Source organism: Massilia pinisoli, assembly GCF_024753285.1.
In the GTDB taxonomy this organism is placed as follows: Bacteria; Pseudomonadota; Gammaproteobacteria; order Burkholderiales; family Burkholderiaceae_D; genus Telluria; species Telluria pinisoli.
Window position 1 is genome coordinate 53,552 of sequence record NZ_JANUGW010000022.1, and the last position, 14,421, is coordinate 67,972.

Genomic DNA, 14,421 nt, shown 5'->3' on the forward strand with positions numbered 1-14,421 from the left:
CTTGCGGGGAACTTTAGGGTCGCATCGAAAAAAAATTTGAAAATTTTTCGATGGCGCCTTATTGATGCAAAAGCGATAACGTCGGCATTGCCGGCGCTGATGGTTTTCTTGCTACACTTCCCGCACCCTACCCTGGAGGAACTCCCATGCACGTTCCAATCCTCCGGCACGGCAGCCCGACGATCTCGGCTGCCGCACCGGTCCGGCCCGGCGCCGCCACCCTCACCAACGGGATGGCCGCATGAGCACCCTCACCCATGACATCGCCACTGCCACGACGCGCGCCGCCTGCGTCGCGCTGGACGCCGCCGACCCGCTCGCCCCGCTGCGCGCCCGCTTCGACCTGCCGGCAGGCGTCATCTACCTGGACGGCAATTCCCTGGGCGCCCGCCCGCGCGCGGCGCTCGAGCGCGCGCGCGACGTCGTCGCCCACGAATGGGGGCAAGGACTGATCCGAAGTTGGAACACGGCCGGGTGGTTCGCCCTGCCAGGCCGGCTCGGCGACCGCTTGGCGCCCCTCATCGGCGCCGCGGCCGGCGAAGTGGTCGTCACGGACACGACGTCGCTGAACCTGTTCAAGGCGCTGGCCGCGGCCCTTGCGCTGCAGGCCGAGCGCGACCCGGCGCGCAAGGTCATCGTCACCGAGCGCAGCAACTTCCCCACCGATATCTATATGGCGGACGGCCTTGCGCGCTGGCTGGACCGCGGCTACCGGATCCGTCTCGTCGATTCGCCCGAGGAACTGGCAGCGGCCGTCGGTGCCGACTGCGCCGTGCTGATGCTTACCCATGTGAACTATCGGACGGGGCGCATGCACGACATGGCGGCGCTGTCCGCCCACGCGCACGCGCGCGGCGCGCTGGCCGTGTGGGACCTGGCCCATTCCGCCGGCGCCGTACCGCTGGACCTGCACGCTGCCGGCGCCGACTTCGCCGTGGGCTGCACGTATAAATACCTGAACGGCGGCCCGGGCGCCCCGGCGTTCATCTGGGTGCCGCGCCATCACCAGGCCGCGTTCCGCCATCCGCTCACGGGCTGGTGGAGTCATGCGGCGCCGTTCGCGATGTCCCACGGCTTCGAAGCGGCCGACGGCATCGGCCGCGCGCTGTGCGGCACGCAGCCGGTGGTGTCGCTGGCACTCGTCGAATGCGGGCTGGAGATCTTCGAGGCCACGAGCATGGCCGCCCTGCGCGCGAAGTCGCTCGCCCTCACGGACCTGTTCATCGCGCTGGTGGAGCGACGTTGCGCCAAGCATCCGCTGGGCCTCGTCACGCCGCGCGCGCATGCGGAGCGCGGCAGCCAGGTGAGTTTCACGCATCCGCACGGTTATGCGGTGATGCAGGCGCTGATCGCGCGCGGCGTCATCGGCGACTACCGCGAGCCGGAGATCATGCGCTTCGGCTTCACGCCGCTGTACACGAGCTTCGCGGATGTGTGGGACGCGGTGGAGACGCTGCGCGACATCCTCGACCGGGAAGCGTACGACACCCGCGCCGCCCGCAGCGCCGTGACTTGAGGAGCGACCATGGACGAGACCAAGAAGGACGCCGACTGGCACGGCGCGCAGATGGACTTCAGCCGCAGCATGAGCTACGGCGACTACCTGGGCCTGGACAAGATCCTGTCCGCACAGGCGCCGCTGTCGCCGAACCATAACGAGATGCTGTTCATCATCCAGCACCAGACGAGCGAGCTGTGGATCAAGCTGATGCTGCACGAACTGCAGGCCGTGCGCACCCACATCCGCGCCGACGACCTGCCACCCGCCTTCAAGATGCTGGCGCGGGTGGCGCGCATCATGGACCAGCTGGTGCACGCGTGGGACGTGCTGGCCACGATGACGCCGCCGGAATACAGCGCGATTCGCCCGTACCTGGCGTCGTCGTCCGGCTTCCAGTCGTTCCAGTACCGGGAGCTCGAATTCATCCTCGGGAACAAGAACGCCGCCATGCTGGCCGTGCACCAGACGTCGCCGGAGCACCACGCGCTGCTCGAACGCGAGCTGCACGCGCCGTCGATCTACGACGAGGCTGTGCGCCTGCTCGCGCGCAACGGCCTCGCCATCGCGCCGGCCCGGCTGGACGCCGACCCGACGCTGCCGACCGTCCAGGACGATTCCGTGATGGCCGCATGGCTCGAGGTGTATCGCGATCCCGAGCACCACTGGGCCTTGTACGAGCTGGCCGAGAAGCTCGTCGACCTGGAGACGGCATTCCGTTTCTGGCGCTTCCGCCACGTGTCGACGGTGGAGCGCATCATCGGCTTCAAGACGGGCACCGGCGGCACGGCGGGCGTCAGCTACCTGCGCAAGATGCTGGACGTCGTGCTGTTTCCAGAGCTGTTCGCGCTGCGCACGGCACTGTAGCGCCGTCTCTTCAGCGTACAATGCCCGCGAGACCACCCTGGAGCGAACATGAAGTGCGACATCCTGACCCTGGCCGGCCTGTGGAACTCGGGCCCGCAACACTGGCAGACCCACTGGGAGCAACGGCACCCGTGCTGGACGCGGGTGGCGCACCGCGACTGGAACAATCCGGATCGCGACGAATGGGTCGCCGAACTGGATGCCGCCATCGCCGATTGCGAAGGCCGGCCCATCCTCGTCGCGCACAGCCTCGCGTGCATGCTCGTGGCGCAGTGGGCGCAATCCTGCTCGACCTTGAAAGTGGCAGGCGCCTTCCTCGTCGCGCCGAGCGACGTCGAGGCCCCGTCCTACCCGATCGACGCGAACGGCTTCAAGCCGATCCCGCTCGAACGGCTGCCGTTCCCGTCGATCGTCGTCGCGAGCAGCAACGACGAATACGTGGCGCCGGACCGCGCGCGCGCGTTCGCGCAGGCATGGGGCAGCAAGCTCGTGGAGATCGGCCCTGCGGGCCACATCAACGGCGCCAGCGGCTATGGCGCGTGGCCGGAGGGCTTCGCGATGCTCGACGACTTCTGCCGCGACCTGAACCCCTGACCCTGCGGACGGCACCATGACGCCAGCGCGGGCCGGTGCGCTCGACGCGCGCTTCTCCCTCTACCTCGACTGCGCGCGCGGCTGCGCGGCGCTGGCCGTCGTCGTGGCGCACTTCGGCTTCTTCCACATCTTCGACGACGCGCAGATCGCCGCGATCCCCGACTTCGGCCGCGAGGCCGTGATCGCGTTCTTCGTGCTCTCCGGCTTCGTGATCGCGTACAGCGCGGAACACAAGAACGTCACGGCGCGCAGCTACGTCGTGGCGCGCGCGGCGCGCCTGTACTCCGTCGTGCTGCCCGTGCTGGCGCTGTCGTTCCTGCTGGCGACGTTCGTGCGCGACGTGCTGCAGCTGCGGGTCGAAGACGGCTACGAACTGCGCCGTCCGTGGCTTTATATACCCTTCCACCTCGCGTTCCTGGGGGACGTCTGGCATTTCGTCGAGCGTCCGCCCTGGCTGATCCCGTACTGGTCGCTCGATTACGAAGCGTGGTACTACGTGCTGTTCGGCGTATTCCACTACCTCCGCGGCCCACGCCGCTGGATCGCCGCGGGCGCCGTGCTGGCCTTCGTCGGGCCGCGCCTGTGGCTCCTGCTCCCCGTGTGGCTGTCCGGGGTCGCGCTGTATCGCCTGCATAACCGGCTGACGTTCGGGCCTGCCATCGCGCGTGCGGGCTGGCTGCTGAGTGTCGTCCTCATCGGCCTGTGGGGCTGGCTCGATCCGGAGCCTTACCTGCGCGGCGTCGCGCAAGGCCTGTGGCCGTTCGCAGGCATCCGCATGGGCAGCGCGGACCGCGTGCTGGCCGATTACGCCGTCATGCTGCTCGTGCTGCTGAATTTCGCGTGCGCGCGCCAGGCGGGGTTCGACGGCCTGCTGCGTGTTGCGCGGCCCATCCGGTTCCTTGCCGGGCATACGTTCACGCTGTATCTGTCGCATGGCATCGTCATTGGCTTGTGGGAGGCGGTGTTGCCGGTCGAACGCGGCGCGGCGCATCAGATCGGCGCCATTGCCGTTGCCATTGCCGTTGTCGCGCTGGCGTTAAATCCGTTCACGGAGGTGGTGCAACGAGTGCTACGGCGAGTGTTCGATGCGGCTTTTGCGCTGGGGGCGCGCGGCCTGGGGCAGAAGGCCTGATTGCCGGGGCTTCAGCCTTGCTCGGCGCTTATGTCGGTTAGTTGCAATTTCTGAGTCACGCTCATCCGCGAATCGCCCCGCCATACCGGCTTGCATTTAATCAAGACTCATCGTGCGCCGTTGCGTACCTTAGCCGATGGTTATCAGCTACCTGATCAACTATCGGAGATGCCACATGGATGGAAGCTTGGCGATTGCGGCACGCGCACTGCTCTCGGCATTCGGTTTCGATGCGCAGCACGACCGCCTGATGCGCCTGGCGTTTCCGCGCGGCGACGGGCCGCATGCCGTCCTGCTGCCGAACAGGATGTCCGCGCACGAGGCAATCTCGCGCTGCTTTCGTTTCGAGGTCGAGCTGTTGTCGGACGATGCCCGGATTCCATTGAAGACGATGATGGCGCGCATGGTCACGATCTCGCTCGTGCGCGAAGACGGCTCGCTGCGCCACTTCAACGGCTACGTCACCGAATTTTGCTTGCTGCGCGCAGATGGCGGCTTCGCGTTCTATCGCATGGTGCTCGAGCCCTGGCTCGCATTCACCAGGCTGCGCAAGGACAACGTGTCGTTCCACGGCAAGAGCGTCATCGAATTGACGGAGCTCACCTTCGCGCACTATCGGCAAGCCGACTGGCGCGTGCACCTGATCGGCGACGACCCGCGCATGACCTGCGCCAACCAGTACGACGAAACCGACTACAACCATCTGCACCGCCGCTGGGAAGCACTGGGTCTGATGTATTCGTACGAGCACCGGGCAGATGGTCACACGCTCTGGCTCTACGATAAAAGCACACTCGCACAACAGATCGACGCGAACGGGATCGACGATTCAGGCGTCATCCCGTTTCGCGACAAGGCAGGCTCGCTCGAGGACGACGGCATCCACGAATGGAGTCCCGTGCGCCGCATCGGGTCCGGCCAGACGACGTTGGCGAGCTTCGATTACAAGAATCCCATCGTGCAGCGCTCGACGGCAGAATCGCTGAACAAACAGGGCGACGTTTATCCATACGACATCCACGAATACACGGGTTCAGACGGCTTTCGCACGCATGACGACGGCGAACGGCTCGCCTACCAACGCATGGGCGAGCGCGATGCGAACACGCAGTATTTCGAAGCGCGCGGCAACGATCGCACCGTCCTGCCGGGCCGGTATTTCAAGCTCGGCGACCACTTCAGCGCGGAGATGCACTCGACCAAGTGGGGCGAAGAGCCGCATCCGAGCATCGTCAATCGCGATTACCTAATCCTGTCCGTCGACCACGAGGTCAGCAACAATTACCAGGCTGGGCCCGGCGCGCCATCGAATTACGAAAACACGTTCCGGTGCATCCGCAAAATCATCCCATGGCGGCCGGGCCGCAATTACAACAGCCAACCCTGCACCTATCCCGGCATCCAGACGGCCATCGTCGTCGGGCCGGCCGGTTCCGAAATTTACACCGATGGCTATGGCCGGGTGAAGGTCCAATTTCATTGGGACCGGCTGGGCAACTACGACGAGAACAGCTCGCCGTGGCTGCGCGTCATGTCGCCGGGTGCAGGAAACCGGTTTGGCGAAATCCGGTTGCCGCGCGTGGGTGAGGAAGTGGCAGTGCTTTTTCTCGACGCGAATATCGATCACCCGGTGATTCTTGGCGCGCTGTACAACTGCGTGCAAATGCCACCGTGGCAGTTGCCGGGGCAGCAGGCGCTGAGCGGGTTGCGCAGTCGGGAACTCGGAGGCGGTACGCGAGGCAATCATCTGATCCTGGACGATACGGCGGGCAAGATTCAGGCGCAGCTCAAGAGCGACCATCTGTGCAGTCAGCTGTCGCTGGGCCATATCACGCGCATCGAGGACACGAAGGGACGCAAGGATGTTCGGGGCGAAGGATGGGAGCTGCGCACCGACGGGCATGGGGTTGTTCGCGCGGCCGAAGGCATGCTCATCACCACGGAAGCCCGCTCGAGCGCTGGCTCTCCCATCAAGGACATGGGCGAAACGGTTCAACGATTATCTTCGGCCACGGATCTGCAGGAACAATTGGTCGGAATGGCACAGCACTACGGCGTCCAGGAGAAGCAGAGTCAGCAAGGCGATGCGGTAGACGATCTCAAATCGCAGAACGTCGACATTCGAGGTGCGGGCAAAGGGGAGTTCCCGGAATTGACCGCGCCGCACCTCGTCGTTGCGAGCCCTGCCGGCATCGAACTCAGCTCCGCGCAATCCACGCATATCGCCAGCACGCGCCATACGGCCATCACGAGCGGAAAAACCCTGTCGATCGCCAGTGTGGACGGTCTGTTTGCCAGTATCGGAAAAACGTTCCGGCTATTCGTGCACAAGGCGGGTATGAAGCTGATTGCCGCTGGCGGGAAGGTGTCCGTGCAGGCGCAGGAGGATGACGTCGAGGTCATTGCCAACAAGGTGCTGGCGCTCTTGAGTGAATCCGACTGGGTCACCATCCGAGGCAAAAAAGGTGTGCGAATCCAGGGTGCGAATCACATGCTCGAGATTAGTGAGCAGACGCAGTTCTTCACTTCGTCGCCCGTGCTTTTTCACGGAAATCTGGAGACGTTAGCGCCGAAGAGTGTCTCGCAAGCATTCAACGAGAAGTCGACGGGTTACCGCTTCGATCAGGAAGTAAATTTTCTCCAGGACGACGACAAGCCAGCCGACGGCGTTTCTTACGAACTGATCAGGAGTGACGGAACAACTACAACGGGGAAAACATCATCAAGCGGCACAACTGGCTTACAAAAAAGTGCGGAGATAGACAATTATAAAGTCCGATGGAAAGGTGAACTTCCATGAGCAACGAAAAAGGATTGAACGAACGCGGCAATCATCAGGCCGAGTTCAGTCAAGGTGTTGGCGGATGGGCCGAGTATGCCGTGTACATGACCGACACCAGCGACACCGTCCGCCACGACATAAAAGTTCCCCCGGGCAAGGTCATACCCGTCATCTTTTTGCCCGGCGTTATGGGCAGTAATCTTCGCATGAGTAAGAAACGTCAAGATGAGTTACAACGCAAGGACGACAACCGAGCTTGGCGCCCCGATGACATGCTCACGCTATCCGACGGATTATCAACTCTATTCAAAAAAGGGTACGGTGGCGAATTCCGCAAAGCATCGCCTGCTCAACGCCAACTGACATTCGACCCCAACGAAACCGAAGTCGAATACTACCACTATACAGAAAGCAACGGCAGATTCGACCCAGGAGGCAAGGAAACACTTGCGTCTGACAAACGTCACAAAAATGTACCTGACGAACTAGCTCCTATTCCTCCTTTAATCAGAGATCAGTTTCTAATAAACGAGTCCCGAGGATCAGAGCGACGGTTTGAAAGCGCTGCTCAAATAGCGCGATGGCGCGGATGGAGTGAAGTGCTCTTCGCTGGCGCTTATGGTGAAATGCTAAAAACCACCGAGCGTTACCTTAACAATATATCGAGAAATGGGCAACTGGACCCCTATGGCGAATGGAACACCAGTTCCCCCAACTCATTGTTTGGACCACTTTCCGGCCTTGATCTGAAGATCGACGACTTAAAAAGGGTTGCCAACTGCTGGTATCCAGTGCACGCCATGGGGTACAACTATTTGAAAAGCAACGCCGACTCCGCCAAGGTCATCGCAGATCGGATCCGGGGATTGGTCCAGGGCTATCAGAAGCGTGGATTTAAATGTAGCGAAGTCATTATTGTCACGCACAGCATGGGCGGACTCGTGGCTCGAGCGCTGATTCATCCCAAGTACGGAAATCTTTTGAACGACCACACCGTAAGGGTGCTAGGAATTTACCATAATGTCATGCCGACACTTGGGGCCGCCGCTGCCTATCGTCGCATGCGTTTCGGATTCTTGGAAAAGCAAGGAATAAAGGCAGAAATTTTCGCCGACATCGTAGGTATCGACGGTGAAAATGCGACCGCGATACTTGCGAACGCACCAGCGCCTTTGGAGTTGTTACCGGCGACCGGATATGGCAAAGACTGGCTAAAAGTCGTGGATGGGACTGGTCGAACGATCCGCAGCTGGCCGAGTGCAACCGAAAATGCCCTTACAGACATTTACCTTAAGCCGCAGAACAATTGGTGGCGCCTCATCAACCCGGACTGGGTCAATCCCGGGAAGGTCTCGTTCGAAAATGGAGGCGGCATAACAAGAGTGCAGCAACGTTTAATGATGGCTTACACCTTCCTCGATGCCATCGAAAAGACTTTCCATCCAACGCAGTGCTATGCCAGCTTTTGCGTATCGAACGAGCACAAAAGCTACGGCAGCTTGACGTTCAAGATAGCTAATGCGGATGTGTCGGATAGCAGCCTAGTTTCTTTGCCACCGGCAGACACTTGGAAACTACTGAGTGACGACAAAAAGGGGACATTGACTGTACAAGCGGGGACAAGAGTGCTCAAGCTTACATTGCAACCGCCCGATGCACCCGGTGACGAAACCGTCCCAGCCGAACGTTCAGCGCACAAAATCACCGGCATGTTATTCCCGCATGGAAAAGTGAAAGGCACAGGTTATGAGCACCAAGACAGCTACACAAGTCCGTTCGTACTTGGCTCAATGCTATATTCAATTATAAAAATAGCAACAACCGCAAAATGGAATTAATATGCGAACGAAAACCAACCTCGTCTTGGGCGGATTCTGCTTTTCGCTATTATTCATCGTTTTTTTACGATCACATCAAAGTCAATACGTTAACAAGGGGACTGCCGTGCCAGTGACTATTGCGCTCAGCTCACGACTAAACATGTTATTCAAGGAGAACAAAATTGTATGTTTTGGGCGATATGCGCTCCTTGTTCCCAAGGAAGCCCAGATCATATGGGGAAAGACTTCATTTCCTTCCGAAATAGATTTTCTCAAAGGAAACACAGTGTTCATGAAAAAAAAGATCACCCAAGATATCGAGACAATGAGACGCCACGATAACGATGTCGAAATCACATATAACGACGGAGGCCCCATTGAAGGCAGCTGGCAAATCAGATACTACGAAGACAAAGCTGCAAAACAACTCAACCTTTATCTCTTCAAAACCTATATCAATAAACAGGATTTTATTTTTCTACTGACGGGAGGTCTTGATCCCATCACCGGTCAGTCCGAGGAGCAGGCTTTAGCTCGGGAGGTCCGACGGGCCAAGAGTCTACGCGTGCGCACCGAGGCCGACATCCCAGCCGAAGAAGGCTACTGCATCGAGCATGGCTTCATGGCCAGCTCTTTTTACGGCGACCAGGAGATGGTCAACGTTGGCATCTACCTCCCAAGCCTGCCCGACGTCACCTTTTCGATCAGTTCCAACAAGGACGCATATGCTGATTATCCCAAGGAAGAATTCGAGAAAAAGAAAGTAGAAGAATTGTCCGTGCTGGCGCGCGTCCGTCAGGCACAACAGGAACAAGGCGTTATGTATCCGCACCGAACCGTTTTGCGCGAAGGCAAACGGAGCGTGCAACATTGGCACGGTGAGGAGTCGCTCATCAAACGCCCGAATGGGGTACACGATTTCGAATGGGGTTTCGTCGGCACGCCAAAAGACGTAGCCAACCCGTCAGAGTTTATTGTCAACATGTACACCAAGGTCGAACACAACATGGTCGGCGCCGCAAAAGCCGCTTCTCTCACCGACGACGAAGCCGTCGCCTTATGGGACAAGCTGCTCTCCGGCCTGAAATTCCGCGTCAAGGTACCCGGCGCGCCGGAAGGATCGTACTATTTCCTGCCAACCAAAACGGCGCAGCCGCCGCGAGCCATTGACGAGGGCAAACGATGAAACACCAAGGACGCGGCGCCATCCGCCTCAACGACAAGACTGACCACGGCGGTCAAGTCATCAGCGCCTCGTCGGGCACGGCCGTGATGGGCGTGGCCGCGGCAGTTCAGGGCGACATGACGCAATGTCCCAAGTGCAAGGGCAATTTTGCGATCAAGCCGGACGGCGCCGGTGCGCGCCACGAAGGCAAGCCATATGCCTACGACGGCGATATGACGGAATGCGGTGCACGTCTGATGACGTCGCTATAAGTCGAGCAACGCGACGTCAAACGAGTGCCCCGCCCGTCAACATGAAAAAGGGCCGGATGACCCTGCCCTTTCTCTTTTTCGACGGCGCTGTCGACGACTGGATCACTTGCCGGCAGTCGCCAGCAACATCTCGTTCAACCGCTTCACGAACGCGGCCGGATCGCTCAGGCTGCCACCTTCGGCCAGCATGGCCTGGTCGAACAGGATGTGCGACCAGTCGGCGAAGCGCGGGCTCGCCGCGTCTTCGTACTTCAGGCGCGTGACGAGCGGGTGGTTCGGGTTGATCTCGAGGATGGGCTTGCTCTCCGGCGCGTTCTGGCCGGCCGCCTTCAGCATGCGCACGAGGTTCGCAGACAGTTCATGCTCGTCCGCCACGAGGCAGGCCGGCGAATCGGTCAAGCGGAACGTCACGCGCACGTCCTTGGCCTTGTCGGCCAGCGCGCCCTTCATCTTTTCGACGAGATCCTTGTACTGCGTTTCCGTCTCTTCGTGTTCCTTCTTCTCGGCCTCGTCCTCGAGCTTGCCCAGGTCCAGGCCGCCCTTCGCGACGGACACCAGTTCCTTGCCGTCGAAATCGTTCAGGAACGACAGCATCCATTCGTCGACGCGGTCCGTCAGCAGCAGCACTTCGACGCCCTTCTTGCGGAAGATTTCCAGGTGCGGGCTGTTCTTCGCGGCGTTGTAGTTATCCGCGGTGACGTAATAAATCTTGTCCTGGCCTTCCTTCATGCGGCCGATGTAGTCGGCGAAGGAAACCGTCTGGTCCGAAGAATCCGTGTGCGTCGAGGCGAACCGCAGCAGCTTGGCGATGCGGTCCTTGTTGGTGGCGTCCTCGCCGATGCCCTCCTTCAGCACCTGGCCGAATTCCTTCCAGAACGTGGCGTACTTGTCCTTGCCTTCCTGCTCGTCGCTGTTGGCCATTTCCTCGAGCATGCCCAGCACGCGCTTGGTCGAGCCTTCGCGGATCACACGCACGTCGCGCGACTCCTGCAGGATCTCGCGCGAGACGTTCAGCGGCAGGTCGTTCGAGTCGATCACGCCCTTCACGAACCGCAGGTAGACGGGCATCAACTGCTCGGCGTCGTCCATGATGAACACGCGCTTCACGTACAGCTTGATGCCGCCGCGCTTGTTGCGGTCCCACAGGTCGAACGGGGCGTGGCTCGGCACGTACAGCAGCTGCGTGTATTCGCTGCGGCCCTCGACGCGGTTGTGCGTGTACGCGAGCGGCGGCTGGAAGTCGTGCGAGACGTGCTTGTAGAACTCTTCGTACTGTTCCTGCGTGATGTCGGATTTGCTGCGTGCCCACAGCGCGGACGCCTGGTTCACGGTCTCGAATTCATCCTTGATGACGGTTTCCTTCTGCTCCTCGTCCCACTCTTCCTTCTTCATCACGATCGGCAGCGAGATGTGGTCGGAGTACTTGCGGATGATGGATTTCAGCTTCCACGACGACAGCAACTCGTCCTCGCCTTCGCGCAGGTGCAGGATGATGTCGGTGCCGCGGTTGGTCTTCTCGATCTGCTCGACCGTGTAGTCGCCCTCGCCCGCCGACTCCCAGCGAACACCGTCGGCCGCGTCGGCGCCCGCGCGGCGGGTCTCGACCGTGACGCGGTCGGCCACGATGAACGCCGAGTAGAAGCCCACGCCGAACTGGCCGATCAGCGCGGCGTCGGCCTGCTGGTCGCCCGACAGCTTGCCGAAGAATTCCTTCGTGCCCGACTTGGCGATGGTGCCGAGGTGCGAGATCACTTCGTCGCGGCTCATGCCGATGCCGTTGTCGGAAATGGTGACGGTGCGCGCGGCCTTGTCGAACAGGACCTTGATCTTCAGCTCATGGTCGTTGCCGTACAGGCTGTCGTTATTGATGGCCTCGAAGCGCAGCTTGTCGGCCGCGTCGGACGCATTGGAAATCAGTTCTCGAAGGAAAATCTCCTTGTTCGAATACAAGGAGTGGATCATCAGTTGCAGCAGCTGTTTGACTTCTGCTTGGAACCCAAGGGTTTCTTTTTCGGCGACAGCCATCTTATATCCTCGTTACTAACAGGGTTGGAGAGACCGATCCGATATAGGGATGCCAACACGGATTTCAAGGGCTAATTTTTTCCTCGCTACATTTTCTTATGCATATACTAAGATTCTCGACTTTTTGATCAAGTCGGCATAACGTGTCGATCCGCCGAAATTTTTTTATACGGGCGTGTCGAAACCGTGGAAGCCCGATCGTCGTACGGATAGCAACACCGAACCATTCACCGAACAGGAGATCATCATGACCCAGCAAGTGCGTCCCATCCCCGAAGGCTTCCACACGATCACCCCGCACCTCGTCTGCAGCGGCGCGGCCGATGCGCTGACGTTCTACACGAAGGCCTTCGGCGCCGTCGAGACGAGCCGCATGCCCGGTCCCGGCGGCAAGATCATGCATGCGCAGATGCGCATCGGCGATTCGCTGTTCATGCTCGCCGACGACTTTCCCGACTACGGCTGCGTGGGCCCGCTCGCGCTGAAGAACACGCCCGTCTACATCCACCTGTACGTCGAGGACGTCGACACCGCGTTCGCGCGTGCCGTCGAGGCGGGCGCGAAGCCGATCATGCCCGTCGCCGACATGTTCTGGGGCGACCGCTACGGCCAGCTCGAAGACCCGTTCGGCCACCGCTGGTCGATCGCCACGCACAAGCGCGACATGACGCCCGAGCAGATGCGCGAAGAAATGGCAAAGTCGATGGACCAGACCTGCGCAGGAGCACAGCCATGAAATTCATGGTCATCGTCAAGGCCACCCCGGCCAGCGAAGCGGGCGTCATGCCGAGCGAAAAGCTGTTCGTCGACATGGGCAACTTCAACGAGGAACTCGTCAAGGCCGGCATCCTGCTGGCGGCCGAAGGCCTGCAGCCCAGCAGCAAGGGGGCCCGCATCCGGTTCGACGGTGCGCAGCGCACCGTCATCGACGGGCCGTTCGCGGAGACGAAGGAACTCGTCGCCGGATTCTGGATGATCGAAGTCGGGTCGAAAGAGGAAGCGATCGAGTGGTTCAAGCGCTGCCCGAATCCGCACGAGGGCGTCGTGAGCGAGATCGAGATCCGCCAGCTGTTCGGCCCCGACGACTTCGGCACCGACCTGCCGTGCCAGGTGCGCGCGCAGGAAGACCGCATGCGCGAACAACTCGCAAACCGCTGAAGGAGACAGCCATGCAGTTCATGCTCATCCGCACCGACAACGACACCCGCACGGCGGCCGCCGATCCGCAGACCGTCCTGGACGACCTGCTGCGCCGGCTGCCGGGCGCACATCCTGGCGCCGCGCCGGCAGACTCTGCCGTCGAGGGCGTCCCGCGCGCCCCCGCGCTGGCCCTGGCCTTCGCTCCCGATGCCGAGGCAGGGCGCCTGAAGCTGTGGCCCGGCGGCGAGGCCGTGACGTCCGGGCCGTTTCCGGCCGCGGAACGCCTGCCGGCCGGCTTCGCCGTGTTCGAGGCCCCGTCGCGCGCCGCTGCGCTCGCATGGCTGCAAGGCCAGGGCCTCGCGCCCTCGGGCGGCACCGTCACGCTGGAATTGCGCGAGACGGGCTGCCCGGGCGGTTGCGCCGGCATTCCGCCCGGTGCCGCCGGCGACGACGCGTGCTACGCGATCCTGCTGCGCTCCGACGCCGGCACCGAGCGCGACGCCATCCCGCTGCAGGAAAAGCTCGACCGGCTGAACGCCTTCAACGCCATCCACGCGGCGGCCGGCACGCTGCTGGCCGGCGACGGCTTGAAGTCCACGGCGCGCGGCGCGCGCGTGCGCGTGGCGAACGCGGGGGCCACCGTGTTCGACGGCCCGTTCGCGGAAGCCAAGGAATTGATCGCCGGGTTCTGGATGATCAGGGCACCGGCTATCGAAGCGGCGCTCGAGTGGGCACGTACGCTGCCGTATCCGACCGGACCCGACGTCGAGGTCGAGATCCGGCGCGTGGCGCTGATCGCGCCGCTGGGCGCGGCCGCGACGCCGGCCGGCGCGGCGGCCCGCTTGCGCGAGGATGCGAGCGTGCGCGCCGAACAGCTCGATGCTGCGCTGCGCGCCGAGCTGGCACCACAAGCGGCATGGGATCGGCCGTGATGGCACCCGCCGGAGCGTGCGCATGAAGGACGCCGGGCGGAGCCGCCCCGCTGCCGACACGTCGTCCGACAGCGGGTACGCCGGTTCGATGGACGAGCCGGACGAACTCACGCTGGACGACAGCGACGAGGTCGACGGCGGCGACGCGCACGGCACGCCGGGGTACGGCGCGACCAACGCGCGCCCCCGCGCGC

Annotated in this window: 12 protein-coding genes; 11 read left to right on the plus strand and 1 reads right to left on the minus strand. The window is 61.8% G+C overall.

Going from position 1 to position 14,421, the window contains the following annotated elements:
• Positions 1-241 precede the first annotated feature (241 nt).
• The 8 genes from kynU (at position 242) to NX784_RS23380 (ending at position 10,130) form a co-directional block, all read left to right on the plus strand.
• Positions 242-1,516: a kynureninase gene (gene kynU / locus NX784_RS23345; protein ID WP_258819077.1), complete on the plus strand. Its 1,275-nt coding sequence runs from the start codon at positions 242-244 to the stop codon at positions 1,514-1,516.
• A gap of 9 nt (positions 1,517-1,525) precedes the next feature.
• On the plus strand, positions 1,526-2,365 hold the full coding sequence (gene kynA, locus NX784_RS23350) for a tryptophan 2,3-dioxygenase (protein WP_258819078.1): 840 nt from the start codon (positions 1,526-1,528) through the stop codon (positions 2,363-2,365).
• 48 nt (positions 2,366-2,413) lie between these two features.
• Positions 2,414-2,959 carry an RBBP9/YdeN family alpha/beta hydrolase gene (locus NX784_RS23355; RefSeq protein ID WP_258819079.1) on the plus strand — a complete coding sequence of 182 codons (546 nt, stop codon included), beginning with the start codon at positions 2,414-2,416 and terminating at the stop codon, positions 2,957-2,959.
• Between the two features lie 16 nt (positions 2,960-2,975).
• A complete protein-coding gene (locus NX784_RS23360; protein WP_258819080.1) occupies positions 2,976-4,091 on the plus strand; it encodes an acyltransferase family protein in 1,116 nt (371 codons plus the stop codon).
• A 175-nt stretch (positions 4,092-4,266) separates the two neighbouring features.
• The gene (locus NX784_RS23365) at positions 4,267-6,891 is read left to right on the plus strand and encodes a type VI secretion system Vgr family protein (protein WP_258819081.1); all 2,625 of its coding nucleotides are present in this window, start codon (positions 4,267-4,269) and stop codon (positions 6,889-6,891) included.
• On the plus strand, positions 6,888-8,711 hold the full coding sequence (locus NX784_RS23370; protein ID WP_258819082.1) for an esterase/lipase family protein: 1,824 nt from the start codon (positions 6,888-6,890) through the stop codon (positions 8,709-8,711). The genes NX784_RS23365 and NX784_RS23370 overlap by 4 nt, the downstream gene beginning before the upstream one ends.
• A 142-nt stretch (positions 8,712-8,853) precedes the next feature.
• Positions 8,854-9,879 carry a T6SS immunity protein Tli4 family protein gene (locus NX784_RS23375; RefSeq protein WP_258819083.1) on the plus strand — a complete coding sequence of 342 codons (1,026 nt, stop codon included), beginning with the start codon at positions 8,854-8,856 and terminating at the stop codon, positions 9,877-9,879.
• Positions 9,876-10,130 (plus strand): PAAR domain-containing protein, encoded by a 255-nt coding sequence (locus NX784_RS23380; RefSeq protein ID WP_258819084.1) that lies wholly within the window; start codon positions 9,876-9,878, stop codon positions 10,128-10,130. Before NX784_RS23375 ends, NX784_RS23380 begins: the two co-directional genes overlap by 4 nt.
• A 102-nt stretch (positions 10,131-10,232) precedes the next feature.
• Here NX784_RS23380 and htpG read toward each other — a convergent pair whose 3' ends face one another.
• Positions 10,233-12,155: a molecular chaperone HtpG gene (gene htpG / locus NX784_RS23385; RefSeq protein WP_258819085.1), complete on the minus strand. Its 1,923-nt coding sequence runs from the start codon at positions 12,153-12,155 to the stop codon at positions 10,233-10,235.
• Positions 12,156-12,402: 247 nt separating this feature from the next.
• Between htpG and NX784_RS23390 the strand changes: the two genes are divergently transcribed.
• The 3 genes from NX784_RS23390 to NX784_RS23400 are packed head-to-tail and all read left to right on the plus strand — an operon-like array spanning position 12,403 to position 14,227.
• The gene (locus tag NX784_RS23390) at positions 12,403-12,891 is read left to right on the plus strand and encodes a VOC family protein (RefSeq protein WP_258819086.1); all 489 of its coding nucleotides are present in this window, start codon (positions 12,403-12,405) and stop codon (positions 12,889-12,891) included.
• Positions 12,888-13,313, plus strand: coding sequence for a YciI family protein (locus NX784_RS23395; protein WP_258819087.1), 426 nt, complete (start codon positions 12,888-12,890; stop codon positions 13,311-13,313). The genes NX784_RS23390 and NX784_RS23395 overlap by 4 nt, the downstream gene beginning before the upstream one ends.
• Before the next feature lie 11 nt (positions 13,314-13,324).
• Complete coding sequence (locus NX784_RS23400) at positions 13,325-14,227, plus strand: YciI family protein (protein WP_258819088.1); 903 nt, start codon at positions 13,325-13,327, stop codon at positions 14,225-14,227.
• Positions 14,228-14,421 lie beyond the last annotated feature (194 nt).